This is a genomic window from Arthrobacter sp. NPDC055138, assembly GCF_053607305.1.
This window is the reverse complement of record NZ_JBSGTH010000002.1, coordinates 58,797-82,404: the sequence shown is the minus strand read 5'-3', so window position 1 is coordinate 82,404 and position 23,608 is coordinate 58,797. Positions and strand designations below refer to the sequence as shown.

General features: G+C 62.5%; 21 protein-coding genes, 2 tRNA genes and 2 pseudogenes. 3 read left to right on the top strand and 22 right to left on the bottom strand.

All coding sequences use genetic code 11. From position 1 onward, the window contains the following. Nucleotides 1-511: 511 nt before the first annotated feature. The 10 genes and pseudogenes from ACWF5H_RS05580 to ACWF5H_RS05535 all read right to left on the bottom strand — a co-directional run bounded on the left by ACWF5H_RS05580 (nucleotide 512) and on the right by ACWF5H_RS05535 (nucleotide 9,911). A complete protein-coding gene (locus tag ACWF5H_RS05580) occupies nucleotides 512-1,567 on the bottom strand; it encodes a zinc-dependent alcohol dehydrogenase family protein (protein WP_452035456.1) in 1,056 nt (351 codons plus the stop codon). Between the two features lie 71 nt (nucleotides 1,568-1,638). Further along, nucleotides 1,639-2,103 (bottom strand): hypothetical protein, encoded by a 465-nt coding sequence (locus ACWF5H_RS05575; protein WP_452035454.1) that lies wholly within the window; start codon nucleotides 2,101-2,103, stop codon nucleotides 1,639-1,641. Nucleotides 2,104-2,197: 94 nt separating this feature from the next. Then, nucleotides 2,198-3,466, bottom strand: a complete 1,269-nt coding sequence (locus ACWF5H_RS05570) for a wax ester/triacylglycerol synthase domain-containing protein (protein WP_452035453.1) — start codon at nucleotides 3,464-3,466, stop codon at nucleotides 2,198-2,200. A 202-nt stretch (nucleotides 3,467-3,668) separates the two neighbouring features. Next, nucleotides 3,669-4,595, bottom strand: coding sequence for a multicopper oxidase family protein (locus ACWF5H_RS05565; protein ID WP_452036042.1), 927 nt, complete (start codon nucleotides 4,593-4,595; stop codon nucleotides 3,669-3,671). Then, nucleotides 4,596-5,114, bottom strand: a pseudogene (locus ACWF5H_RS05560) (multicopper oxidase domain-containing protein); the annotation flags it as partial. After that, the gene (locus tag ACWF5H_RS05555) at nucleotides 5,111-5,368 is read right to left on the bottom strand and encodes an SHOCT domain-containing protein (protein ID WP_452035451.1); all 258 of its coding nucleotides are present in this window, start codon (nucleotides 5,366-5,368) and stop codon (nucleotides 5,111-5,113) included. The gene ACWF5H_RS05555 and the pseudogene ACWF5H_RS05560, both read right to left, overlap by 4 nt. Before the next feature lie 331 nt (nucleotides 5,369-5,699). After that, nucleotides 5,700-7,337 carry an MFS transporter gene (locus ACWF5H_RS05550; protein ID WP_452035450.1) on the bottom strand — a complete coding sequence of 546 codons (1,638 nt, stop codon included), beginning with the start codon at nucleotides 7,335-7,337 and terminating at the stop codon, nucleotides 5,700-5,702. 728 nt (nucleotides 7,338-8,065) lie between these two features. Continuing rightward, on the bottom strand, nucleotides 8,066-8,482 hold the full coding sequence (locus ACWF5H_RS05545; RefSeq protein ID WP_452035449.1) for an ester cyclase: 417 nt from the start codon (nucleotides 8,480-8,482) through the stop codon (nucleotides 8,066-8,068). Nucleotides 8,483-8,791: 309 nt separating this feature from the next. After that, the gene (locus ACWF5H_RS05540) at nucleotides 8,792-9,253 is read right to left on the bottom strand and encodes a DUF5956 family protein (RefSeq protein WP_452035448.1); all 462 of its coding nucleotides are present in this window, start codon (nucleotides 9,251-9,253) and stop codon (nucleotides 8,792-8,794) included. Between the two features lie 331 nt (nucleotides 9,254-9,584). Next, a complete protein-coding gene (locus tag ACWF5H_RS05535) occupies nucleotides 9,585-9,911 on the bottom strand; it encodes a hypothetical protein (RefSeq protein WP_452035446.1) in 327 nt (108 codons plus the stop codon). Between the two features lie 199 nt (nucleotides 9,912-10,110). Between ACWF5H_RS05535 and ACWF5H_RS05530 the strand changes: the two genes are divergently transcribed. Then, nucleotides 10,111-10,527 (top strand): 3-hydroxyacyl-CoA dehydrogenase NAD-binding domain-containing protein, encoded by a 417-nt coding sequence (locus ACWF5H_RS05530; RefSeq protein ID WP_452035445.1) that lies wholly within the window; start codon nucleotides 10,111-10,113, stop codon nucleotides 10,525-10,527. A gap of 100 nt (nucleotides 10,528-10,627) precedes the next feature. On the opposite strand, the gene nrdF is transcribed toward ACWF5H_RS05530, so the two are convergent. From nrdF to nrdH, 4 genes are all read right to left on the bottom strand, one after another. Beyond that, the gene (gene nrdF, locus ACWF5H_RS05525) at nucleotides 10,628-11,605 is read right to left on the bottom strand and encodes a class 1b ribonucleoside-diphosphate reductase subunit beta (RefSeq protein WP_127513744.1); all 978 of its coding nucleotides are present in this window, start codon (nucleotides 11,603-11,605) and stop codon (nucleotides 10,628-10,630) included. Between the two features lie 165 nt (nucleotides 11,606-11,770). Then, nucleotides 11,771-13,891 carry a class 1b ribonucleoside-diphosphate reductase subunit alpha gene (gene nrdE, locus ACWF5H_RS05520; protein WP_452036041.1) on the bottom strand — a complete coding sequence of 707 codons (2,121 nt, stop codon included), beginning with the start codon at nucleotides 13,889-13,891 and terminating at the stop codon, nucleotides 11,771-11,773. Between the two features lie 17 nt (nucleotides 13,892-13,908). Beyond that, nucleotides 13,909-14,379 (bottom strand): class Ib ribonucleoside-diphosphate reductase assembly flavoprotein NrdI, encoded by a 471-nt coding sequence (gene nrdI, locus ACWF5H_RS05515; RefSeq protein ID WP_452036040.1) that lies wholly within the window; start codon nucleotides 14,377-14,379, stop codon nucleotides 13,909-13,911. A gap of 46 nt (nucleotides 14,380-14,425) precedes the next feature. Further along, nucleotides 14,426-14,668 (bottom strand): glutaredoxin-like protein NrdH, encoded by a 243-nt coding sequence (gene nrdH / locus ACWF5H_RS05510; protein WP_452035443.1) that lies wholly within the window; start codon nucleotides 14,666-14,668, stop codon nucleotides 14,426-14,428. Nucleotides 14,669-15,414: 746 nt separating this feature from the next. On the opposite strand from nrdH, the gene ACWF5H_RS05505 reads away from it, so the two are divergent. Then, the gene (locus ACWF5H_RS05505; protein WP_452035441.1) at nucleotides 15,415-16,338 is read left to right on the top strand and encodes a LysR family transcriptional regulator; all 924 of its coding nucleotides are present in this window, start codon (nucleotides 15,415-15,417) and stop codon (nucleotides 16,336-16,338) included. Nucleotides 16,339-16,448: 110 nt separating this feature from the next. On the opposite strand, the gene ACWF5H_RS05500 is transcribed toward ACWF5H_RS05505, so the two are convergent. The 5 genes and pseudogenes from ACWF5H_RS05500 to ACWF5H_RS05480 all read right to left on the bottom strand — a co-directional run bounded on the left by ACWF5H_RS05500 (nucleotide 16,449) and on the right by ACWF5H_RS05480 (nucleotide 20,846). Beyond that, entirely contained in the window at nucleotides 16,449-16,847 is a 399-nt protein-coding gene (locus ACWF5H_RS05500) for a VOC family protein (RefSeq protein WP_452036038.1), read from the bottom strand. 48 nt (nucleotides 16,848-16,895) lie between these two features. Next, nucleotides 16,896-17,360: pseudogene (locus ACWF5H_RS05495) on the bottom strand (SRPBCC family protein); the annotation flags it as partial. A gap of 322 nt (nucleotides 17,361-17,682) precedes the next feature. Next, entirely contained in the window at nucleotides 17,683-18,591 is a 909-nt protein-coding gene (locus tag ACWF5H_RS05490) for a glycine betaine ABC transporter substrate-binding protein (protein ID WP_452035439.1), read from the bottom strand. Nucleotides 18,592-18,651: 60 nt separating this feature from the next. Next, nucleotides 18,652-19,539 carry an ABC transporter permease gene (locus ACWF5H_RS05485; RefSeq protein WP_452035437.1) on the bottom strand — a complete coding sequence of 296 codons (888 nt, stop codon included), beginning with the start codon at nucleotides 19,537-19,539 and terminating at the stop codon, nucleotides 18,652-18,654. Then, nucleotides 19,539-20,846 carry a quaternary amine ABC transporter ATP-binding protein gene (locus tag ACWF5H_RS05480; RefSeq protein ID WP_452035435.1) on the bottom strand — a complete coding sequence of 436 codons (1,308 nt, stop codon included), beginning with the start codon at nucleotides 20,844-20,846 and terminating at the stop codon, nucleotides 19,539-19,541. Before ACWF5H_RS05480 ends, ACWF5H_RS05485 begins: the two co-directional genes overlap by 1 nt. A gap of 643 nt (nucleotides 20,847-21,489) precedes the next feature. Between ACWF5H_RS05480 and ACWF5H_RS05475 the strand changes: the two genes are divergently transcribed. Next, nucleotides 21,490-22,743, top strand: coding sequence for a cysteine desulfurase-like protein (locus ACWF5H_RS05475; RefSeq protein ID WP_452035433.1), 1,254 nt, complete (start codon nucleotides 21,490-21,492; stop codon nucleotides 22,741-22,743). A gap of 99 nt (nucleotides 22,744-22,842) precedes the next feature. Here ACWF5H_RS05475 and ACWF5H_RS05470 read toward each other — a convergent pair. The 3 genes from ACWF5H_RS05470 to rsfS form a co-directional block, all read right to left on the bottom strand. Next, nucleotides 22,843-22,918 (bottom strand) — tRNA-Ala (locus ACWF5H_RS05470). A gap of 74 nt (nucleotides 22,919-22,992) precedes the next feature. Further along, nucleotides 22,993-23,065 (bottom strand) — tRNA-Ala (locus ACWF5H_RS05465). A gap of 154 nt (nucleotides 23,066-23,219) precedes the next feature. Continuing rightward, the gene (gene rsfS, locus ACWF5H_RS05460; protein WP_452035431.1) at nucleotides 23,220-23,606 is read right to left on the bottom strand and encodes a ribosome silencing factor; all 387 of its coding nucleotides are present in this window, start codon (nucleotides 23,604-23,606) and stop codon (nucleotides 23,220-23,222) included. Nucleotides 23,607-23,608 lie beyond the last annotated feature (2 nt).

Sequence of the window (23,608 nt, the reverse complement as noted above, 5' to 3'; positions counted from 1 at the left end):
ATAGACCACGGCTGCGCCGATACCGACAACAGCCACGCTGCCTAGACTGATGGCCGCGGTCACGACGTGCACCAGCCGTTTCCCTCTGCTTCGTGTATCCACGTCCGCTCCCCACTTCCCCGTTGCCTTCCTCGGTTCCCATCCTGGGCGCGGATGCTGGGAGGATCCTTCGGTCAGCCTGTGAGCGCTCCCTCGGGTTGCTGCCAAGAATCTGGGAATTGTCTCGGACCAGATTGCAGCGTTGTCATGGCGGCTGGCAGCGCCGCAGCACCCCGCGAAAGGAGAGGATCGCTGCCAAAGACGTGACTCAGCGACGCTGGACCTCCAGGTCGGGGGGCCAGCGAGGATGCCGTTCCACGACCTACTCTGTCTTGATGATCACAACCAGAGGTAGGAGCGGCACCTCAGGCACCTTGCCGGCGGGCCGGTTCGGCGCGCCTCATGCCTGCACCTGTTCGCTGCGGAAACGCAGCGCACACTGGACAGGGAGGTCTGCGCTGCTAAGTGCCGCTCACTGGGTGAGGACTACTTTGAGGGCTTTGGTTTCCGCAGCCCGAGAGAAGGTGTCGTAGGCATCAATTATTTCCGTGAGTTGGAAATTATGCGTAGCGAACTTTTCCGCGGGAATCCGATGTTGGGCCACCAGTTTCAGGAGCATGGGAGTGGTGTTGGCATTGACTAATCCCGTGCTGATGTTGATGTTCTGGATCCACAAATTCTCCAGATGGAGTTCTACCGATCTCCCGTGAACGCCAACGTTGGCTACATTCCCGCCCGGGCGAACTAGCTCCACGGCCATTTCGAAGGTTTCGGGGATCCCAACGGCCTCTATGGCTACGTCTGCACCTAGCCCGTCGGTCAGCGCCAGCACTTGCTCTTTCCAATCCGGTGAACGCGACGAGATAGCGGTGCTGGCCCCGAAGTCCCGGGCTTGCTGTAGCCGGTGCTCGTCCAGATCCATGGCAATGACTGACGCTGCTCCGTACAGGCCGGCGGTAGCGATCGCGGCTAGGCCCACCGGCCCTGCCCCGACCACCACGACCGTGTCGCCCGGCTTGACCCGGCCATACTGGACTCCAATTTCAAACCCGGTCGGGAGGATGTCCGAGAGCATCACAGCTTGTTCATCCGTCACCCCCTCGGGGAGCTTGTGCAACGAATTGTCGGCATAAGGGACGCGGACATATTCGGCCTGCGTACCGTCGATCAGATGACCGAAAATCCATCCGATACCCGAAGCCCCTTCCTCCCCGTGACAGTGGGAGTAAAGCCCGGTCTTGCAACTGACGCAGTGTCCGCAGGATTTGATACAGGAGATGATGGCGCGGTCCCCGGCGCGGAGGCCCGTGACGGAAGACCCGGTTGCCACGACCGTTCCCACACCTTCATGGCCCAGGATTCTTCCGCTTTGAACGGCGGGGACATCGCCTTTGAGGATGTGAAGATCCGTTCCGCAAATTGTGGTGGTATCCACGCGGACGATGGCATCGGTCGGGTTTTGGATAGAGGGATCCGGGACCTCGGTCCAGGATTTCTTCCCGGGACCGTCGAATACCAGTGCTTTCACTTTCTCTTCCTTTCTCAGGGCAATTCCGGTGAATCGGTGACCAGTGCGGTTCGGCCGCGTAGATCGTGGCGTCAGTTGAGAGGCGAGACCCGTCGCGATAAACGCACCAGAAAAACCACTTGGACGATGATGCTGATGCAGCATCCGGCTAACGCGAACCCGAGTAGGACCCGGGTCACCAGGTCCCAGGGCGCGGTAGAACCATGGAAGTCGAACGGAAACACTGCCCAGGTACGCAGGATGACGGCTGCTCCGAGCGCGGAAGTCACGAGTTCACCGAGGATCTTGAGCTTCTCCGAATCGAAGACCAAATTAAGCACATTGCTGACGAAGCCGACGACGAGCGAGGCATTGAAGATCGGCAAGACTTGGGGCGTCTCATCGGTCAGAATGGGCACGGACTGCCACCCAGGCCAACCATTGACCACACCGAACAGGGCCGCGTTGACGATCACCGCGACTGCATAGCTGAATCGACGCCGATTCTTAGCGGACTTGGCTTTCCGCTTTCTTGACCACGGCTCCACTCCAGCCATGGTTAGATTCTGGCCCGAACTGACGGACGTGCCTAGAGGGCAATGTTGCCTGTCCCTTCTGGTGCAGGAGGGACAACGGCGAGTTGGCGGAGTGTCAGCTGGTCAAGCGCGCCAGCTCGTTGCCCATGGCCACTGCGAAAATTCTTCCGGGCACGTTATCCGCGTCGAAATGGACGCTGCAGCGGAGCCGGCCGGCGTAGGAGACGGCCGCGACACCGAGCCGGACGTTGGCTGCGAGCACGCCAACCGGCCAGATCGCGACTACAGGGGCACCCGCGAGGCGGAAGATATCTGCTTGACCGGGCACATTCGTGACAAACCCTGCGACGAGATGCTGGTGCCGACCGATACGGTCCATGATGCGTGCACCGGTCGGGCCGCGCATGAACTCGAGCGTTCCCTGCTGTCTGGCCAGTGCCTTCTCCTCGCGGGTCTGCTCCGCAATGATCCGCACACGAACGTCGGAGTCGTCTTGGCCGAGGGGCAGCCGTACGAGCATGACCCCGACCTGATTTCCCGCTGTCCCGCGGCGCTGCAGCGCGACCGGCACCGAGACGGGGAGCCGGGATGGAATCCGCTCGCCGGCCGCTGACAGCACCCCCCGGTAGGCCACCGCTGCTGCAGCGAGCAGGGCGTCGTTGACTGTGGCGCCCAACGGCCGGACATGCTCCTCGAGCGCAGCAAGATCGACATCCAGGAATACGACCCCGCGATCGGGGCTAAGCTCACCGAGCAGCACCGTGGGACCCACCTCCCGGCCTCTGAGGGTCATTCGGATACGGCGCAGTCCGGAACGAAGCCTCCCGAGCACCTGCCGCACATCGCGGCCCGGAGCCGTCCCCGCTGGTCGGACAAGAGGCACGTACGCTGCAGCGGGCCCGGCTACTGCAGGGTCGAAGAGCTGCTGCACGATCGCGGCCGCCGCCATCCCGTCGGCGATTACATGGTGTATGCGTAGCACGATCCCTAGAGCCCCCACAGCCGCACCCGGAACCACTAGAATCTCCCAGAGCGGGCGATCCAGTCCCAGCGGCACCGTCATCAACTGCCCGCATTTCTGCTCCAGGCCGGTAAGACCGTCGACGGCCCCGACGAGCCGGATGTGGTAATCGAGGTCTGGCTGCACCTCAACCCATCGGTGCCGGCGGCCCGTGGCCTCAGCTATCTTCCGAAGCTGTGGCAGCGTCTTGATGCGCTCGCCAAGGGAGACGCGCAGGGCGGTCAGGTCCGGGCTGCCATCGGACCCGACGAAGCCGCCCTGCGTCAGCAAGCCGGCAACCAGGAACACGTTGACCTGGCCGGCGTGGTCGAGGACCAAATTAGCCTCGTCGGCAGCTTCGAGCCGGCAGGTCACCGGGCACATGCCAACAGAGTAGCAGCCGATCCCGACAGCTCATGAGAACGGAATTGGAACGTCTTGACGTCCCGCAGGATCGCGCACGAGAACCGGACAGGGCTGCGGAGTAGGCCGCCCGGGACCAGCACTGCCGTTTGCGGACGTGGCTAACGTCGCCGCCGAGTATCCACAGGCACGCAACTACACCGGTAAGTGCTCTGGAGCGTGACTATCGGGCTTCAATGACTCCCATCATGCCCATGTCCTCGTGGTCCAGAATGTGGCAATGGAAAACCGTGCGCCCAGGGAAGTCATCGAACGACACGAGGATTTTCACTTCGCCCCGGGCTGGGATGTTCACTACGTCCTGCCACGTGGGTCCGGTAGGAGCGCGTCCTTTCTCGATGATCTGGACGGGCCAAACGTGCAGATGCAAGGGGTGGTCCATGGGGCTGCTGTTGGTTAGAGTCCATTCCTCCACGCTGCCCACGCTGACAATCTCGTCGATGCGCCCGGCGTCGAACTCCTTGCCGTTGATGGTGAATTGAATGCCATTGGGGCTCATTCCAGATCCCATTCCCATGGAAAAGTCGAGTCGGCGGCGGGCAACCACCGGTTCCTTGCGGAGATCCCTGAGACCTTTGGTACCGGGGACCGGAGGCAGGCCACTGTGCGGCGGTCCGCCGGTGCTCACGGTCAGCAGGTCTATCGGACGGCTGACCGCGGCCCTGCCGCGACCCATCATTCCGGTCATGCTCCCACGGTCAAACGGGGCAGCCCGGAGGATCGTTGTTCCGTTGACCAATTCCACTAGCAGATCAGCACGGTTTCCGGGAGCCAACAGGAACTCCTCCACCTGCGCAGGAGTGACAAGAGAACGGCCATCGATGGCCAACACCTGAAGCTGGCTTCCCTCCGTCTGAAGGCGAAGGTAGCGCGCCGGACAGGCGTTGATGATCCGCCAGCGCTCCCGATCCCCGGAAGTTGCCGACAGCACCGGCCGGACTTGCCCGTTCACCATCACGGTCTCCCCCTCCCGGCCCGACATCTGCTCTGCCGCAGAGGGTGGCCGAAGGCTGCCGGTACCGGTCAGGCTGATGTCAGAGACGAGGAGGAGTCGCTCGCGGGTGACCGGAACCTCTTCCAGGTCTTCCACGATGATCGCCCCGTACAAACCAGCCGCAAGCTGATCCGCCACGCTCCCGTGGTGATGCGGGTGGTACCAGAAAGTGCCCGACGGGTGGTTGGCAGGAAGAACGTACTCATAGTCAAAGGATGCTCCCGGCTCCACCCTGACAAAGGAGTTATCACCGTTACCCGAGGGGGAAACATGCAGTCCGTGCACGTGCAAGTTGGTGGGCGACCCGAGGCCATTGACTAGGGTGGCGTGGAGCCGGCCCCCGGGGCGCAGGCGTAGCGTTGGACCGGGAAGGGAACCATTATAGGCGGCCACAGATGCCGGCCTGCCAGCAACGGTTACCGTGGCCGGCGCTGCCTCGAGTCGTACGTTCAAGACTGTTCCCCGGTTACTAAGAACCACCGGCTCTTTCAGGCGACCACCAGTCTCCGGGCGGAACGGTGCTTGCGCCAAGAGCAGCCCTCCGCCGCCTATTGCGATGGCACCGGCGCCGGCGACGCCGAGTGCCAGGGCCTGTCTGCGGCTGAGTGGTTTCATCCCCCGGTCTCACCGAGCGTCCGAAGTGCCTCACGGTACTGCTCTGCGGTGAGCTCCCCTTGTGCGTAACGCTCCGCCAGGATTTCCCGGGCCCGGCTGTCTCCACTAGTTCGGGATCCTCCGGCGCCACGGCCCGGCATTCCGCCCCCGATGAGCCGGACCAGCAGGACGATGAGCAGGACCAAACCAACGATGAGCAAGATCCAGAATATCCACATCCAGCCCATGCCCTGCCAGCCGTAGAAACCCATCATGGCCGCACTCCTGACGCCGGGCCACCGCTGCCTGCCTGATTTCAGCCTGCAACTGGATTTAGGAAAGATAGTAGACCCAAATCGCCGTTCTGTAGCAGTGCAAGCTCATGAAATACTTCGACGCGGTCGGTCCCGTGCTGAGACGGCGCTGAGATCCGAAGCGCCAGATGGCTGAATCTGCGGTCAGCCTACGAAGGTCGCCGTCGCGCAGGTGCCCAGCGTTGGACCGAGCGAAGTTCAGTCTGGCCCGGACCGACAGGAGACTTTGCGATGGAGGCGTTGAATCGCGCCTTGGACCTGTCGACGGACGATGTGGGGCTGCCTGTTTCTGTCACGCGGTGTCGGAGTGCGCATGATCGTCCTCGGGACCTTCGGTCGACTTCCGGCGCACGAGTTCGGTGGGAATGTTCTTCGAAAACAGCAGCGAAATGGCTGAGATAAAGAGCAGTGCCACGAACGAGACCCGGAGCGAGGACACCTGCGAGTCGGTGTACAACGAGGTCAGTGTGGCAGCGTCGCTGGTTGACAGTCCCGCCTGGGCGGCGATGTCGTTTACGGTTGACACGGGTACGATCTGAACCCCCGATTGGGTGTTGGTCGCCACGAGTTCCTTGGTGATGCTCGAAAGGTTGCTGCTGTCCACCGCACCCAGAAATGAGGTCGATAGGGCGGAGATCAGGACCGATCCGATCAGGGCGGTCCCAAGCGAGGACCCGAGGTTCTGGAAAACCCCCTGCAGTCCCCCGACCTCGCTGGATTGTTCCGCGCCAACACTGGACATCGTCACGTTGCCTATCTGGGACGCCAAGAGGCCCAGGGCGGCGCCAGCGAAGAACATTCCAACAGCAAAGACGACGCTCCGAAGGTCCAAGGAAACCGAGCCGAGGAGGACGAAGCTGCTCACGACCAGAATGAGTTGCCCCAGTCGGATGATACGCCGCGGAGACCAGACGGCAGTCATTCGGGTGCCAACGATTGAGAACAGGACCAAGGCAACCGACAGGGGAAAGATCTTGATTCCCGTGTCCAAGGCGTTATACCCCAAGGTCATCTGCAAGTACACCGGAACCATGAAAAACAAACCGGCCGTGACCATATACTGGGCGCCGAGGACCGACAAGCCGGACCGCAGCCGCTTGATGGATAACATCGAGACGTGGACCAACGGAGGCAGACCCTGCTTGACCAGGGCTTCCTGACGGATGAAGAAAAGCCACAGAAGAAACCCGCCGGCCAGGATCAAGTACGGCACCAGGGACAGGCCCAGCGGATTGATCGGAACTCCGCCGATCTCCGGAGAACTCTTGGGCAAGATCCATCCCCAGGTTTTGCTCTGGAGCAAGGCGAGCACAATCAGCGTCAGACCCGCTGCCGAGAGCAGGCCGCTGAGGAAATCGATCCGTATTCTTTCCGGACGACTGGTGTCAGGCACAAGCCGCACGAAGGCGAGAACAAGTGCCATGACCACAACTTCGCCGAGGAACACGTATCTCCAATTCAGATACGTCATAACGTAGCCGCCGATCAGCGGGCCGAGGGCGACGGCGACGCCTGATGTGGCGCCGATGATCGCGAACCCTGTCACCCGGTCCCGGTCCTTGTAGTTGTTGGCGATGAGGGCTGCGATGGCGGGTATCACCAGGACCGCCCCAAGCCCTTCGATCACGGACCACCCAATGAATAGCACAGTGATGTTGGGACTCAACGCCGTGGTCAGTGAGCCAATTGCGTAGATAATTGAGCCGGCGACGAACGCGGGCCGCCGCCCCCAGACGTCACCGAGCTTGGCACCCAACAACATCAGCGAGGCCATCGTCAGCGTGTAGAAGGTGATAGCGGCCTGCATCGCCGCCACCGTCGTATTAAGGTCCTTGACAACAGTAGAGATTGAAACGTTCATCACGGTACTGTCCAGCACCATGACGAATTGTGCGCACCCTAGGATGATGCCGGCCGTCCACTTCTTCACAGTGCCACGCCTTTCTTGAGGTGCCGGCTGGGTCGACCGAGATCTACTTACCGGTGGGCTGCTGTCCCCCGAGCTTCCTCATCGGACTGTCCTCCTTGGACCGTTTGGGTTGCGCCCCTTCCGCCGCACACCGGTGGATGCGCCACAGGTTGTCCCCTTCATCTTCCTCACCCGCCCCAAGCGTGGCAATATGCCGAACCTGTGGGACCAAAGGGCCGGATTCGGCACGTTTCCGCGACGGAGCGGCCGCCCTTTCACGCACGATTTCGCGCTCCATTATCAGCGTTGAACCGTACAGGTGGCCCGCTGGAACACCGGTGTTGCTGGCAGCGGTAGTCCCCGGAGATCCTTCGTTCGTTTTAGGCATAGGGGACGATTCGCGAGAAGATTTTCCTCGCGTGCCTCGTCCGGGTCTGGGCCGTTGCGGATACCGGTGTCGAGAGCGTCGATTCGCGTCATTGGGCTAATCCATGACGCTCAAGCAGCCTTCGCCACATTCGGGTAGAAGGTGATGCCGCGGATCGGTGACCAGGCCTGGGTACGAATGCCGTGAGCGGCGTCGCCCACGGTGCTCTTGAAGCGTCGGCCTGAAACGGGCAAAAGCAAGATCTGTTGCAGGCGCACCTCGCTTCACGGCCGGCCCAAGCGATGAGCATTCCTGCCGGAACCGTAGCCGAGGGACAAAGCTAGTGCCGCACCAGCCGGCCACTCTTGGGCGTTGCGGACATTTAGGTCTGGACGGCGCCGATCTGCTGAAGCAACTTCAGCATGTCGGTCGCTCCCCAGTGCTCGACCACCTTCCCGTCCTGGATGCGAACCATGTCAATGCCGCTGAACTCCACTGAGTTGCCGGTGGGAGCAGTACCCATCAGCTCACCCCGGTGAGTGCCGGTGAGGACGACGTGGGCCGCCTCGAAATCCCCGTCGACCATCGTGGGCTCGATGGTCTTCACACGGATGTCCGGGAACGCAGACCTGAACGTGTTGACGTAGAACCTAATGCCGTCCAAGCCGGCCGGCTGCCCCGGCATGGGCTCTTCATGATCGGTAAAGTTTGGACTGCCCAGCTCATCGATCAGGTCGAGATTTCCTCCCCCCATGACTTCCCGGTAGAACCGCTCAATCAGTCCTGATCCGCCCGCCATTTCCGATTCCTTTCCTAGATTCGAAATGCCCCCATCTTCAATGCTCCCACCGGCCGAGCTGCGACACACCGCGCCCGCGGGACTCCCCGGGATTAGCCAGCCCACGCTAACAATGATGGTGTTCCTGGTGATATCAATGCGCCGATCCTCGCCGGCTCCAACGCGCAACTGAGCCGGGCACAGCCCTGCGGCGGGAGTGCAAAGCGTTATGAAACAGCTGGCAGGGGCCGCCCAGGAGCGCCAACGGGACAAGGGGCCGCACTCCGGCTCTCGCAACGTCGGCAGCAGTCAACGCTGAAGACCAAGTGCTTATCCCCTAGCAGGGGGCGTGTTCTCCTGTCCCCGGACATAGAGGTCTGTGACGGCACGCTCGACTGCCGGTGCCAGATAACGCGGATTGCCGGATTGCCCGTGCAGGGCCATCACGGCCCGGCTAGCGGCGTCGTCGACCCCCGCCATATCGAGGTCATCAGGCAGGCGCAGGAACCAGCGGTAGCCCCGCGGCCTAGGTGGCAAGCCCGCATCTCTCAGGTAGGCGTCGACGTCGTCCTCAATGGCGCGGATATCATCCTCGGTGATCGGCTCTTCCCAGGAAATGACGGCGCCGTCGGACTTCTGACAGCTGACCTTGACCTTTTCGGAGCGGGGGCCCATCGGCTCACGGCGCATGTTGCCCGGGCCGGCGTACCAGGAGATCATCGCGTGCCAGCCTGTCTCAGCGATTTCGATCCAGCCGTCCGGTCGGGGCCCTTCAGCGATCTGCTCCCACATGGTTAGTCACCTTTTTGTTGAAGGCCTAGCAGGGGCAGAGCCCGGGTGCGTCGATCATCCCAGCCAGGCCCCTGCCTTGAGGCGACAGCTGCGGGAAGTAGCAACGTGCAGCACCCATTCGGGACCCAGAATCGCTGAGTGTTCAACTTTCCGGCAAGTGTACTTCGAGTAGCCAATGGGAGTTAAGCAAGTGCCGGACGTGACCAAGACCTAGCAAACGGAGCTTCAGCCGATGTCAAGGTCATTGGACCAGGTGTGACCCGTTCACCTCTACCTCACCGTGTCCGCCCACGGACGAGGAAAAATCGGCCATCCCCCGCACTAAAGCGCGTCAAAACAGCCGCATGCCGTTTAACCCGAGACCTTCGATGATTTGGGTAATCTGCGGCTGAAAGCGGAAGAACTCGTAGATGCCGATCACGAGTAACGGGCCGATGAACATCAAGACGAACATGAGCCAATGCCAGGGGGAGATCATAGACCCTGTTAGCTCGTCCGTAGGGGGTGTGTGGGAGGTTTGGGTATGTGAAGGCACGGCCGATCCAGCAGCTGAATCCGTAGCGGCTCCGGCCCCCGGAGTTACTTCTTCAATACGGTGGGAACGGTGCGCTCCAAGATGAAGGTTGTTCGTCATTTCCCCACCGTCGAGCCCGGCCATGAGCCCCTACTGTGGCGCTACTGTGAAACTGCTGTGAAGCGGGAGCCACTCCCCCAGTCCAGTCCATCTTCTTCCCGGCAGCCGCGGTGAAGCAGCGGCCAGGGAGGCCACGGCGTCGTTTCACTGCGGTCGAGTACCCCCTGCACCTTCGTGGCCCCTGTGTCGTGGTGCCCAGGCCACCGTTGGCGAAGCGCTGCCGATGGGACCGGTGCATTTCTGTTCTCTGTTCGCGACCAACTCCTCGACCCTCCCGCCCGGCAACATTGCAGTTGCCACCGGCCGTCCCGAGAAATTCCTGGCCCTTCACTTCGCGAACGAGGTCCGGCGAATGAACACCGGCGAGATCATGGGGCATGCAGGCACGGCACCGCAGAACATCGACGCCGTCGGCGCCTTCGCCGAGGAGATCGGCATCATCCCCATCCGGCTGAAGAAAGAGCAGCCTGGGTACATCCTGAACTCGCTGCTGGTTCCGTTCTTGACCTCGGCCGCGAAGCTCTACGGGCGCGACGTCGCCGACGTGGCGGACATCGACGCGACCTGGCGCAGGGCAACAGGCGGGGCGAATGGGACGTGCCACCGGGAGCGGGTTCTACGACTACGCGTAACCCGATAGGACCGGCCTATCTGAGCGATGCTCAGATAGGCCGGTCCTATTGTTCGGACAGGTCGGCGTGTCTCACGCGACGGAAGCGCCCCGCAACGACGACGACGACTTAGAAGTCCCAGTCCTCGTCTTCGGTGTTGACGGCCTTGCCGATCACGTAGGAGGAGCCGGAGCCGGAGAAGAAGTCGTGGTTCTCGTCGGCGTTGGGGCTCAGGGCGGACAGGATGGCCGGGTTCACGTCCGTGACGGTGGACGGGAACATGGCCTCGTAGCCGAGGTTCATCAGCGCCTTGTTGGCGTTGTAGTTCAAGAACTTCTTGACGTCCTCGGCCAGGCCAACGGAGTCGTAGAGGTCGTGGGTGTACTGCACCTCGTTCTCGTAGAGCTCGTAGAGCAGCTCGAAGGTGTAGTCCTTCAGCTCCGCGCGGCGCTCCTCGCTGACCTTTTCCAGACTGCGCTGGAACTTGTAGCCGATGTAGTAGCCGTGCACGGCCTCGTCGCGGATGATCAGCCGGATCAGGTCGGCGGTGTTCGTCAGCTTGGCGCGGGAGGACCAGTACATCGGCAGGTAGAAGCCGGAGTAGAACAGGAAGGATTCCAGCAGCGTGGACGCGACCTTGCGCTTGAGCGGATCGTCGCCCTGGTAGTAGTCCATGATGATCTGCGCCTTCTTCTGCAGATTCTCATTCTCGGTGGACCAGCGGAACGCCTCGTCAATCTCCTTGGTGGAGCACAACGTCGAGAAGATCGAGGAGTAGCTCTTGGCGTGCACGGACTCCATGAACGCGATGTTCGTGTAGACCGCTTCCTCGTGCGGGGTCAGCGCATCCGGGATCAGGCTGACCGCGCCCACGGTGCCCTGGATGGTGTCCAGCAGGGTCAGGCCGGTGAAGACGCGCATGGTCAGCGTCTGCTCGTCCGGGGTCAGCGTGTTCCACGACTGCACATCGTTGGACAGCGGGACCTTCTCGGGCAGCCAGAAGTTGTTGCAGAGCCGGTTCCAGACCTCAACGTCCTTCTCGTCCTCGATCCGGTTCCAGTTGATCGCTTCCACGTGGTGCAGAAGCTTGACCTTCTCGGCTGACATCGCGTCCCCTTCTTCCCAAAGTCTGTGTTGTTCCATGATGCCCGAATGCCGGCCGCGGTGCGGCCGGCCCTCACCCGCGGGTGGGCCGGATTGCCGGTGTCCCGTCGGTGCACGTACGACGGCGGGCGGGCACCCGCCGTCGTACTTTTCAGTTGTCCGGGGCTGCTACAGCATGCAGCTGACGCAACCCTCTACTTCGGTTCCTTCCAGCGCGAGCTGGCGGAGCCGGATGTAGTAGATGGTCTTGATGCCCTTGCGCCACGCGTAGATCTGCGCCTTGTTGATGTCGCGGGTGGTGGCGGTGTCCTTGAAGAACAGCGTCAGCGACAGGCCCTGGTCCACGTGCTGGGTAGCCGCGGCGTAGGTGTCGATGATCTTCTCGTAGCCGATTTCGTACGCGTCCTGGTAGTACTCCAGGTTGTCGTTGGTCAAGTACGGCGCCGGGTAGTACACGCGGCCCAGCTTGCCTTCCTTGCGGATCTCGATCTTGGACGCCACCGGGTGGATCGAGGAGGTGGAGTTGTTGATGTAGGAGATCGAACCGGTCGGCGGAACGGCCTGCAGGTTCTGGTTGTAGATGCCGTGCTCCATTACCGAAGCCTTCAGCTCCCGCCAGTCTTCCTGGCTGGGGATCTCCACGTTCGCAAACAGTTCCTTGACCCGCTCGGTCTGCGGCAGCCACTCCTGCTCGGTGTACTTGTCGAAGAACTCGCCGGAGGCGTACTTGGACTTCTCGAAGCCGCCGAAGGTCTGGCGGTGTTCGATCGCCAGCTTGTTCGAGGCGCGCAGGGCGTGGAACAGCACGGTGTAGAAGTAGATGTTGGTGAAGTCCAGCCCCTCTTCGGAGCCGTAGTGGACCCGCTCGCGGGCCAGGTAGCCGTGCAGGTTCATCTGGCCCAGGCCGATGGCGTGCGACTGCAGGTTGCCTTCGGCGATCGAGGGCACCGAGTTGATGTAGGACATGTCCGACACGGCGGTCAGCGCACGGATGGCGGTCTCGATGGAGGTGCCGAAGTCGGGCGAGTCCATGGTCTTGGCGATGTTCATCGACCCGAGGTTGCAGGAGATGTCCTTGCCGATCTCGGAGTAGGTCAAGTCCTCGTTGTACAGCGACGGCGACGAAACCTGCAGGATCTCCGAGCACAGGTTGGACATGATGACCTTGCCGTCGATCGGGTTGGCCCGGTTCACCGTGTCCTCGAACATGATGTAGGGGTAGCCCGACTCGAACTGGATCTCGGCCAGTGTCTGGAAGAACTCGCGGGAGCTGATCTTGGTCTTCTTGATCCGGCTGTCGTCGACCATCTCGTAGTACTTCTCGGTGACGGAGATGTCCGAGAACGGCACACCGTAGACGCGCTCGACGTCGTACGGGGAGAACAGGTACATGTCCTCGTTCTTCTTGGCCAGCTCGAAGGTGATGTCCGGGACGACCACGCCGAGCGAGAGCGTCTTGATGCGGATCTTCTCGTCCGCGTTCTCGCGCTTGGTGTCCAGGAAGCGGTAGATGTCCGGGTGGTGGGCATGCAGGTACACCGCGCCGGCACCCTGGCGGGCGCCGAGCTGGTTGGCGTAGGAGAAGCTGTCTTCGAGCAGCTTCATGACCGGGATGACGCCGGAGGACTGGTTTTCGATCTGCTTGATCGGTGCGCCGTGCTCGCGGATGTTGGTCAGCGACAGGGCCACGCCGCCGCCTCGCTTGGACAGCTGCAGGGCGGAGTTGATGCCGCGGGCGATCGACTCCATGTTGTCTTCGATGCGCAGCAGGAAGCAGGAGACCAGCTCGCCGCGCTGGGCCTTGCCCGCGTTGAGGAAGGTCGGCGTGGCCGGCTGGAAGCGGCCGTCGATGATCTCGTCCACCAACTGGGTGGCCATGGCCTCGTCGCCGCGGGCCAGATGCAGGGCCACCATGCAGACACGGTCTTCGTAGCGCTCCAGGAAACGCTTGCCGTCAAACGTCTTCAGCGTGTAGGAGGTGTAGAACTTGAACGCGCCCAAGAAGGTCTCGAAGCGGAACTTCTTCTTGTAGGCCCGGTCGTAGAGCGAGCGGATGAAGTTCATCGTGTACTGGTCAAGCGTTTCGCGCTCGTAGTACTCGTTCTTGATCAGGTAGTCGAGCTTCTCTTCCAGATCGTGGAAGAAGACCGTGTTGTTGTTAACGTGCTGCAGGAAGTACTGATGTGCAGCCTCGCGGTCGGCTTCGAACTGGATCTTGCCGTCCGGGCCGTAGAGGTTAAGCATCGCATTGAGCTCGTGGTAGCCCAGCCCCTTGAAGGCGGCCGGCAGCTCTGCCTTGGCGTCGGCTACGGCCGCGTGTGCAACTGTCGTTTCCAAAAGAGTTCCAATCCTTGCTTGACCCGGTCTACGTCCTCGGACGTGCCCATGAGTTCGAATCGATAGAGAAGGGGCACCTGGCACTTTGCTGCGATTTTCTCCGCCGCCAGGCAGTAGGTTGTGCCGAAATTCGTGTTGCCGGCACCGATCACGCCGCGCAACAGCCGCCGGTTCTCCTCGCGGTTGAGGAATTTAATGACTTGCGGCGGAATCGAGTTCCTGCCGGATTCCCCGCCATAGGTGGGCAGCACCAGCACGAACGGTCGGAGCGCTTCCAGCGTCTCCTGCTGGGTGCGCAGCGGGATCCGTGCCGCCGGCAGTCCCAGCTTCTGCATGAAGCGGTCCGTGTAGCCGGAGGCCGAGGAGAAGTAGATCAGGTTCGTATCGGCTGTCCTGCCGTCCGCCGGACCTGCCTGCTGCGTCCTGGCATCCTCACTCATCAGCAGCTCGGTCATGACGTGTGGTTCTGGCTTCGCTCGGTGCGGGTCAGGCTACGGAAGCGGCGGCCTGGGCCAGCTCCTCGATCTTGTCGGGGCGGAAACCGGACCAATGGTCCTGCTCGGTGACAACCACAGGGGCCTGCATGTAACCAAGGGAACGGACACGCTCCAGCGCGTCAGGGTCCTGGGACAGGTCAACGCTCTGGTAGGCGATGCCCTTCTTGTCCAGAGCCCGGTACGTGGCGTTGCATTGCACGCATGCTGGCTTGGTGTAAACCGTTACAGTCATGGTCCTTCTCCCCTAAGTTTCGGTACGACGTTTCTGCTGTTTTTTGGCCGCACGGCCTCCCGTGGAAGGACCCGGACTCACTGCCCAACAACTGCTCCAATACTACATCTAGTGGACTCGGCCAATCGGAACCCCAAGATGATGTATTACAAGTATGTCATTCCATTCCCAGCTTCGTCCACAGCCCATGGGGATATCTTTCGGTGGTTAAACAGTTGATATTCCGGCCTTCTCACTCCGCCGTCCACAGCCTGTGGATTCCCTGCCCACAGCTTGGGAAAGTATCGTGTCGCCGCTTTGTCGGCGTGTCGCTCGTAGTGCGGCCACCACTAGATGTTGTGGTCCATGGTTGGGAGGGTGTCCGCGCTCACCGCTTGGTGCGTGATGTGAACAATAGCGGGCCGCTCGGACACTTCCCACGCCGGCACCTGGTATGGCGGCGCCGGGGCCGTTCCAGCCAAAAGGGCCCTCCTCCTGCGGACCCTCCTGCTCCCCATTCATAGAACAATGCAAGACCCCGGCACATTCCTCCGGTCGGCCGGTAAAGGCACCCAGAGAGCGGCCCTGACGCTACAGCCCGCCGTCCGCACCGACAGGGCGCACCGGCAGGCGCACCGACAGGGCGCACCGACAGGGCGCACCGGCAGGGCGCACCGGCAGGAAGTCCGACGTATCGTCAGGACCTCCGGGCTATCGATAGCCCAAGGTAGGCTGGGCTCAATCACCCACATGCAACAGGAGAGCTGATGGTCAACACGGTGCACCTGCGTACGTTGCTAGAGGTGACCCGGCGCGGCTCGTTCGCCGCGGCGGCCGCCAACCTGGGCTATACGGCCTCGGCGGTCTCGCAGCAGATGTCCGCCCTGGAGCGCGAAACCGGCGCCAAACTGTTCGAGCGGTCGGCCCGCAGCGTCCAGCCGACCGAAACGGCGCTGGTGATGTCCCGGCACGCGGCCAAGGTGCTCACCGACATCGATGCCCTGCTGGCGGCCACCGCCCGCAGCCAAGACACCAGCACGCAGGAGATCCGGTTAGGCATCTTCCCCAGCTTGGCCACCTATGTACTCCCCCGCCTGCTGCAGGCACCGGAATGGCCCGGTCTGGGAATCAACCTCAAAGTTTCGGTCGCCGAGCCCGGACAGACAATCCAGGGGCTTCGGGCCGGCGGCGGACTCGACGTCGCGATGGTCTTCCAGGTGGGCCAGGGCGGTTTGGCCTGGCCCAACACCGTGAGCCGACAGTGGATCGGCGACGACAACTTCCGCGTGGTGCTGCCCGAATCGTGGGGCATCCGTCCCGGCGCCTCCGTGACTGCCTCGCAGCTGGCCGAGATGCCGTGGATCATGCACCACCCGGGCACGGCCGACGCCACCGTGATTGAGCGGCTCTTTGCCAGCTGCAACCTTCATCCCCGGGTGGTGGCGTACTGCGACGACTTCAATGCCAGTCTGGCCATGGCCGGTGCCGGCCTAGGGGCCGCGCTCGTCCCGGAGTTGGCCATGCACAACGGGCCGGGCGGGATTGTGGTGCTGGACGTTCCGGAAATCCGGCTGGCCCGAAACATCTTCGCGTTATTAACCAGCGACAGGCAGAACGCGCAACTGGGCCTGTTCATGGACCAGCTGTCCTTGATCCTGCGCGACATGAGCATCACTACCCGGCGAGCCTGAAGGAAACACCCAGCTGTCGGTATCACGAATCGACAGGTCTGTCCCTGAGCCTGCCGACGGTTCGAAGTGCATATCCCCACTCGCTTGCCGACTGATCAATTGCACGGCGCTCACTCGCTAGGTTCGTAGCCAACAAGCCAATGTAGTCCGTGACGATCGATAACCTGGCCATCTGAGGCACCCCATGGCTTTGGCGAGAGGGAATCGATCACCGAGCCGCCGACGGAAAGTTTCTGGAATTCATGAAGGACTTCCGGTTCGGCGGTTCCTAGTAACGACAGCATGATTCCTTCGAACCGGACCGTTGTTTCACCTTCGGCTGCGTCCGCTCCCGCCAGGGCAACAACACCGTTGAGCGATCCATGAGCTATGGCATCAGGTGCGCCGTCCCTCCTGCCAAAGTCCTCGTACGTGTATAAGGCAAGCTCTCCGCCGAAGACATCCGCATAAAAGTTCAAGGCTTCGCGTGCCGTTCCGGGGAAATAGATATAAAGCTGGGGCCCTGCCATGTGACCGCCGGACAAGGCAGTCAAGGCAGTACTGTCATTTATCCGGTCGATGGTGGCACCCCAGCCCTCCTGGGTGCCATCGAGAACGGGGTCCTGCACCTTTTGGATGCCGCGGCTCGCGGAGAACTGAACGGTGAGGACAAGCTCCGATTCCGTGCCGAGGTCGTTGAGCTGGACCGTGACGACAGGCGCATCTAGTTCCTTCCCGTCGTCCAGATCAGGCCAACCGCCGGCTGCTCCCCAGCGGAACACGAGGCGCTCGTCGGGAACAATCTCCAGGCAAATCCCCCCCCCAGTGGGGTAGCTGAGGTTTTCATTGACGACCATCTGCTGTTTCCACGTTCCACCAACCCGAAGGTCAACCTCAATAGGTGTGGTGGGCAGGGGCATGTCGGGATTGTAAAACCAAGCGAGATGCTCGGGGTCGGTCCAGGCAGTGAACACAGCATGCCGTGGTGCGGCCACAATGCGAGTAAGGGTGAAGCTTCGATCCTGCGTCGGGTGGTCGGTCATCATCTATCCCCGGGTTCCGTGGGCTATCTGGCCGATTCGGCGTCATGCAGCGCTATGGGTCAAGACGATTTAGCCTGGCGCCCAGGACGGCGCGGCGCGGGCGCATCCGTTCTCCCACCTGCATCGCGAGTCCGGTTGAAGGCAGCAGCTCCCCCACTGAGCAGAGCGTAATTTCGCGTCAGTGCAAACACAAGGTCGGCGACGGCCCCGGGGTACCGCCGTCGTCATTCAGCGCCCGACGCAACGGCAGGCGCCGCCGGTTCCCGCGGTGAACGGGATCCGGCGGCGCCGTGCTGGTTGATGCTGGTGGGGCTGCGCTGCCTTACTTGGCGGTCAGGCCGTCCACGTACTCCTGGTTTTCACCGATCCACTTTTCCACGACCGGGCCGTAGTCGTCGGTGTCTGCCTCGTTGAACATGGCGTTCTCCAGCGAGTACAGGGTCTCGGAGTCCATCTTGAAGTCCTTCAGCCAACCGGCCAGGGTCGGGAAGTCCTCCGCGAAGCTGGTGCTGGAGTAGGCGTAGATGCCCTCGGTATCGCCGAGGGTTCCCTCGGGATCTTCGAGGTCCTTGAGCGGGAAGGCATCGTAGGCCCAGTGCGGGCGCCACAGCGTCACGGCGATGTTCTCACCGGCGGCGGTGGCCGACTTCAGCTCGGAGAGCATGGCCGGGGTGGATGAGGTCAGGTACTCCATCTTGTCCAGGCCGTAGGTCGGGATAACGTTCTTGGTGGTGGCCTCGGTCAAGCCGGCGCCGGGTTCGATGCCCACCAGGCGGTTGTCGAACTTGTCGGCGTTGGCGGCAAGGTCCTTGAGCGAGTCGACCGGGGCGTCCTCGTTCACCGCGATGGTCAGCTTGGCCTCGTCGTTCCACTGGCCCAGTTCGGTGATCTTGTCGCCGTACTCTTCCAAATAGCTGGCGTGCGTGACCGGCAGCCAGGTATCCAAGGTCAGGTCATAGTCCCCCGTGGACAGGCCGGAGAACACCGGGGCCGGGTCTGCGTACTCCAGCGTGACCTTGTAACCCTTATCCTCCAGGATGGCCTTCCACAGTTCCGACGCCGCGATGCCCTCATCCCAGCCGTTGAAGACCGCGATGGTGACGTCCTGCTGGTCGCCGTTGTCCAGGCCGCTGGCTGCCTGCCCGCCGGACTCGCTGCCACCGTTGCCACAGGCCGTCAGTCCGAGGGCTGCGACGGCGGCTACGGCCGCCAGCTTGCTGTAGTGCTTCATTATTGTTCCCCTTCGTTATGCCCACTGAGGGCACGTTGATTGGTCTTGCAGCTAACCGCGTCAGGCGTCCTGCAGACTTCGTTTCGCTGTCCGGCTGACGCGCTGGCGTCCTCCTGGCTGTGATGCCTTACCCACGCTGGCAGTGACTCGGTCCAGGAAGATGGCGAGGATGACTACTGCCAGTCCGGCTTCGAACCCGAGGCCGGCGTCGATCCGGTTCAGGCTGGCGACCACTTCGCCGCCCAATCCGCCGGCGCCGACCATCCCTGCAATGACCACCATGGACAGCGCCAGCATGATCACCTGGTTGATGCCCGCCATGATCGTGGGCATGGCCAGCGGCAGTTGGATCTTGCGCAGGATGCTTCCCGGGCTGGACCCGAAGGCGTAGCCGGCCTCCACCACTTCCTTGTCCACCCCGCGGATGCCCAGCTCGGTGAACCGCACGCCGGGTGCCATGGAGAAGATGATGGTGGCGATGATGCCGGGAACCACGCCGACCCGGAACATCACCAGGGCAGGAATCAGGTACACCATGGCGGGCATGGTCTGCATGAAGTCCAGGATCGGCCGGATGATGGCCGAGGCGGTGTCGGAACTGGCGGCGAGGATGCCGGCCGGGATGCTGATGACAATGGCCACCACGGTGGCGACGATGACCAGCGCGAACGACTCCATGGCATGTTCCCACTGGTTCACGCCGACGATCAGCAGGAAGCCCACTGCGGTGCCCAGCGCCAGCTTCCAGCCCTTGGCCGCGTAAGCGATGGCCGCGAACACGATGATAATCACCCAGGAGGGAGGCGTGATAAGCAGCCACTCCAGGCTGTCGTAAGCGCCCAGGAAGACGCTGCGGATAAAGGCGAAGAGGCCGGCGAAGGTCGCCAACAGCCAGTCCAGAGCGACGTCGACCCAGTCGCCCAGCGGGATGCGGAATTCGAGATCCACTAGCGGGTCCCCCCTTCAACCGGCGTCGTGACATCCATCGATGTCTTGTTGAGCGTGCGGGTGACTTCCTGTTCGGGTATCGGCGCGGGAGCGCTTTCGACGATCGGTAGGTCTGTGGTGCTGGACGGCACGTTGCCCAGCGCGGCCAGCAGCGTCACCCGGGGTATTACGCCCACCAGCCTGCCCTCGTCATCAACCACGGGCAGCGGGATGGGACTCTCCACGGCCAGGCCAAAGAGTTCCGCGAGCGGCGTCTCGGCCCGCACCGGGCCGTTGCCGTTGCGCACCGCGGCGGCCAGATCCTGCGCCCGCGATTCGACCAGATGCATCACATCCCGGTCGCGTACCGTGCCGAAGAAGGTCCGGCGCCGGTCCACCACGAAGGCTGCCGAGGTCTGCAGATCCCGCATGGTGCGCAGCGCGTTCCGCGGTCCGCTCGAGAGATTGACGACGGCGCGGGCCGGCTCCATCACCGATCCGGCGGTCAGCACGCGCGTCCGGTCCACGTCCTGGACGAACTGCGCCACGTAGTCGTTCGCGGGGTGCGTCAGGATGTCGTCGGGCGTGCCGATCTGCACAATCCGGCCGTCTCGCATCACGGCGATCCGGTCGCCGAGGAACATGGCCTCGTTCAGGTCGTGCGTGATGAACACAATGGTCTTGCCCAGATCCGCCTGCAGCGCGACCAACTGTTCCTGCATTTCGCGGCGGATCAGCGGGTCCAGGGCGGAGAAGGCCTCGTCCATCAACAGAATGTCGGTCTCCGCGCACAGCGCACGGGCCAGGCCGACGCGCTGCTGCATACCGCCGGAGAGCTCCGCCGGGAACTTGCCGCCCCAGCCTTCCAGCCCCACCAGCTTCAGGACTTTCTCCGCCCGGGCCAGCCGTTCGGCCTTGGCCACGCCCTGCACCTCGAGGGCGTAGGCGGCGTTGTCCGCCACGGTGCGGTGCGGCATGAGGGCAAAGTGCTGGAAGACCATGGAGATCTTTTGCTGCCGGACTTTCCGGAGCTCGCCGTCGGAGATCGTCGAAATATCCGTGCCGCCGACCACCACGTTGCCTGCGGTCTGCGGCTGCAGCCCGTTGAGCGTGCGGATCAACGTCGACTTGCCGGAGCCGGAGAGCCCCATCACCACGAAGATTTCACCGGCCCGGACATCGAACGACGCGTCGATCACTGCGGCGGTCCCCAGCGCGGAGACCTCCTCGCGCGTCTTTCCGGCCTTCAGTCGCTTGACGGCTTCGGCCGGTCGCTTGCCGAAGACCTTATAGACATTTTGTACGCTCAGTGCGATTTGTTCGTTCACTACGGCCCGTCTACGCTGCAGCCCCGCCAGGAACGGACAGTTTTGCAACGATTGGTGCTTGGTCTTTTGCGGACAAATACACGCGTCAAACTCAGATGCTCCGGGTTGCCGTGGTTACGGCGCCCAGAAAGACGGTTTCGCCGAAGCGATGACGGGAAGCTCCCCCAACCGCCAGTTCGACGTCCAGCACATGTGGACTCCGCCACGGGTCTGCATAGCTCGCCCACATGCCGTTCGTATTACTGGTTGTTCGTCCCCAACCGTAACAATCCGGTGTTCACTCTGAGCTGAATATTGGCCTGAAACCGTTGAGGTCATTGCAGGCTAGCAGCCGTTTGGCCCTGTAATCCCGGGGCTGTCAAGGAGTTATGCCATCGTGACCACCGGCGCAGCAAACTGCGCTTTTTCGCAAGTGGATGCGTCCTGCGCAACACACTGGCCTCGCTTGGAGCGTGGCTGTCGGGATCCCCCGCGGACGGCAGGCATTCCCGGACAGTCCTCCTCCGGCCCGCTCAGCAATGACGCCAGGAGGGCCGCCCGAGCCTGCGCGCTTCCGGGCCTGAAGACCGGGGGGACGCAGAGCAAACATGGAAGCCTCCTTGGCAATGGACGCCGGTGGTGTCACGCTCGACACACGTGAGCAGTGGCGGTCTTCGTGCTCGACAAGCACAAGCGCACTCAAAAACTAAGGAGCAGCATGACGATCGATGTTTCCGCCCTCCGCGCCGAGTTCCCGTCACTGACGTCTGGACTGGCTCATTTTGACGGCCCCGGAGGCACGCAAACGCCAGCGGTTGTGGGACAGGCGATTGCCCGCACCTTGACCGGTCCGTTGTCCAACCGCGGCACATTGGTCGCCAGCGAACGCAATGCCGAGAACGCCGTCTCGGGTTTCCGCACCGCCGTAGCCGACCTGCTCGGCGCCTCTGCCGAGGGGATCGTGTACGGGCGCAGCGCCACGCAGATTGCCTACGACTTCTCGCGCACTCTGGCAAAGACGTGGAAACCAGATGACCAGATCGTCGTCTCTGGGCTCGACCACGACTCAAACATCCGGCCCTGGCTCCAGGCCGCCGAAACAGCCGGCGTCACCGTCCGCTGGATTCCGTTCGACGCCGGCACCGCAGAACTTGATCTATCCACTGTCGACGAGATCATCAATGAGCACACTAGGCTGGTTGCCGTCACCGCTGCTTCCAACCTGCTGGGCACCATGCCCCCGGTCGCGCGAATCGCGGCACGCGCACACGAGGTCGGCGCCCTCGTTTATGTCGATGGCGTGCATTACACAGCCCACGCCGCAGTCGACATCAAGGCGCTGGGTGCGGACTTCTTCACTTGTTCGCCGTATAAGTTCTTCGGGCCGCACTGCGCCGCTCTCGCCGCCGAACCCGGCCTGCTGGAGACCCTGAAACCTGACAAGCTGCTACCTTCTACCAACAAGGTCCCCGAGCGATTCGAGCTCGGCACTTTGCCCTACGAAATCATGGCCGGCACAACCGCGGCTGTGGACTTCATCGCGGGGCTCGCGCCGGACAAGGGCCCGCGGCGGGAACGGCTAATCGCTGCCCACCACCTCATCGAGCACCACGAAGTGCGGCTGCGTCAGCGCATCGAAGAAGGTCTCGCCGACCTCGGGGACCGCATCACCATTCACTCGACCGCAGCAGAGCGCACCCCGACACTGTTCTTTACCTTCCGCGACAAGAACGCAAACGAAGTCTCTCAGTTCCTTGCAGACCAGGACATCCTCGCTCCCGCCGGTAGCTTCTACGCCCACGAGCCCTTCCAAGCCCTCAAGCTCGCTGTCGATGCCGGCATGCGCGTTGGACTCGCACCCTACAACGACGACGCTGAGATCGACCGCCTCATCACGGCACTGTCAAAGTTCCTCTGAGGACGGCGCAGGCCGGACAAAGAAAACACCCCGGTCCGAAGACCGGGGTGTTTACCATCAGCGTGATCATCCGTGCAAAAGATGTCTAACACATCATCTTGGTGGAGCTGAGGGGACTCGAACCCCTGACCCCCTGCATGCCATGCAGGTGCGCTACCAGCTGCGCCACAGCCCCTTGAAATGGAAGTCTTTGCCGACGTATCGGCCTGTATTCCACTGTGTGAATATCACCGATGGTGTTTTCACGAGTGGAGCTGAGGGGACTCGAACCCCTGACCCCCTGCATGCCATGCAGGTGCGCTACCAGCTGCGCCACAGCCCCGTTATCCTTGCGGATTCCGTGCCGCTTCCTTCGAAGCAACTTGAATATTCTATGCAGAGAACGGCACGGATTCCAAATCAGCAGACGGGTTCGGAACGTGCCACCGGCGCCGCGCAGAACGGTCCCCTGCCGCAGGTGCCACGTTCCCCCTCGGCTACTCAGTCCCCGTTGACGCCGGCTTCTCGTCCAGTTGCAGGTCGATGGACGGGCAATCCTTCCACAGCCGTTCCAGGGCATAGAAGACGCGGTCTTCCTGGTGCTGCACATGGATGACAACGCCGGCGTAGTCCAGCAGTACCCAGCGTCCTTCGGAGCGGCCTTCACGGCGGACCGGGCGCAGGTCCTGCTTGTGCAGTTCCTCTTCGATGCCGTCGACGATCGCGTTGACCTGCCGTTCGGTCTGCGCCGAGGCGATCAGGAACACATCAGTGATGGCCAGCCGCTCGCTGACATCGATGGCGACGATGTCCTCGGCGATCTTGTCGCTGGCTGCCTTGGCGGCGGTGCGCGCAATGGCGATAGAGCTTTCGGGTGCGGTCATGT

Bases quoted from the DNA above. Each gene is read 5' to 3' on its own strand.
- ACWF5H_RS05575 (WP_452035454.1), bottom strand. From the start codon at position 2,103: ATGGCTGGAGTGGAGCCGTGGTCAAGAAAGCGGAAAGCCAAGTCCGCT.
- ACWF5H_RS05490 (WP_452035439.1), bottom strand. From the start codon at position 18,591: ATGAAGCACTACAGCAAGCTGGCGGCCGTAGCCGCCGTCGCAGCCCTC.
- ACWF5H_RS05535 (WP_452035446.1), bottom strand. From the start codon at position 9,911: ATGGCCGGGCTCGACGGTGGGGAAATGACGAACAACCTTCATCTTGGA.
- ACWF5H_RS05500 (WP_452036038.1), bottom strand. From the start codon at position 16,847: ATGGCAGGGCCCCAGCTTTATATCTATTTCCCCGGAACGGCACGCGAA.
- nrdF (WP_127513744.1), bottom strand. From the start codon at position 11,605: ATGTCAGCCGAGAAGGTCAAGCTTCTGCACCACGTGGAAGCGATCAAC.
- ACWF5H_RS05555 (WP_452035451.1), bottom strand. From the start codon at position 5,368: ATGATGGGTTTCTACGGCTGGCAGGGCATGGGCTGGATGTGGATATTC.
- ACWF5H_RS05530 (WP_452035445.1), top strand. From the start codon at position 10,111: ATGGGACCGGTGCATTTCTGTTCTCTGTTCGCGACCAACTCCTCGACC.
- ACWF5H_RS05505 (WP_452035441.1), top strand. From the start codon at position 15,415: ATGGTCAACACGGTGCACCTGCGTACGTTGCTAGAGGTGACCCGGCGC.
- nrdH (WP_452035443.1), bottom strand. From the start codon at position 14,668: ATGACTGTAACGGTTTACACCAAGCCAGCATGCGTGCAATGCAACGCC.
- nrdI (WP_452036040.1), bottom strand. From the start codon at position 14,379: ATGAGTGAGGATGCCAGGACGCAGCAGGCAGGTCCGGCGGACGGCAGG.
- ACWF5H_RS05570 (WP_452035453.1), bottom strand. From the start codon at position 3,466: ATGTGCCCGGTGACCTGCCGGCTCGAAGCTGCCGACGAGGCTAATTTG.
- rsfS (WP_452035431.1), bottom strand. From the start codon at position 23,606: ATGACCGCACCCGAAAGCTCTATCGCCATTGCGCGCACCGCCGCCAAG.
- ACWF5H_RS05545 (WP_452035449.1), bottom strand. From the start codon at position 8,482: ATGGCGGGCGGATCAGGACTGATTGAGCGGTTCTACCGGGAAGTCATG.
- ACWF5H_RS05540 (WP_452035448.1), bottom strand. From the start codon at position 9,253: ATGTGGGAGCAGATCGCTGAAGGGCCCCGACCGGACGGCTGGATCGAA.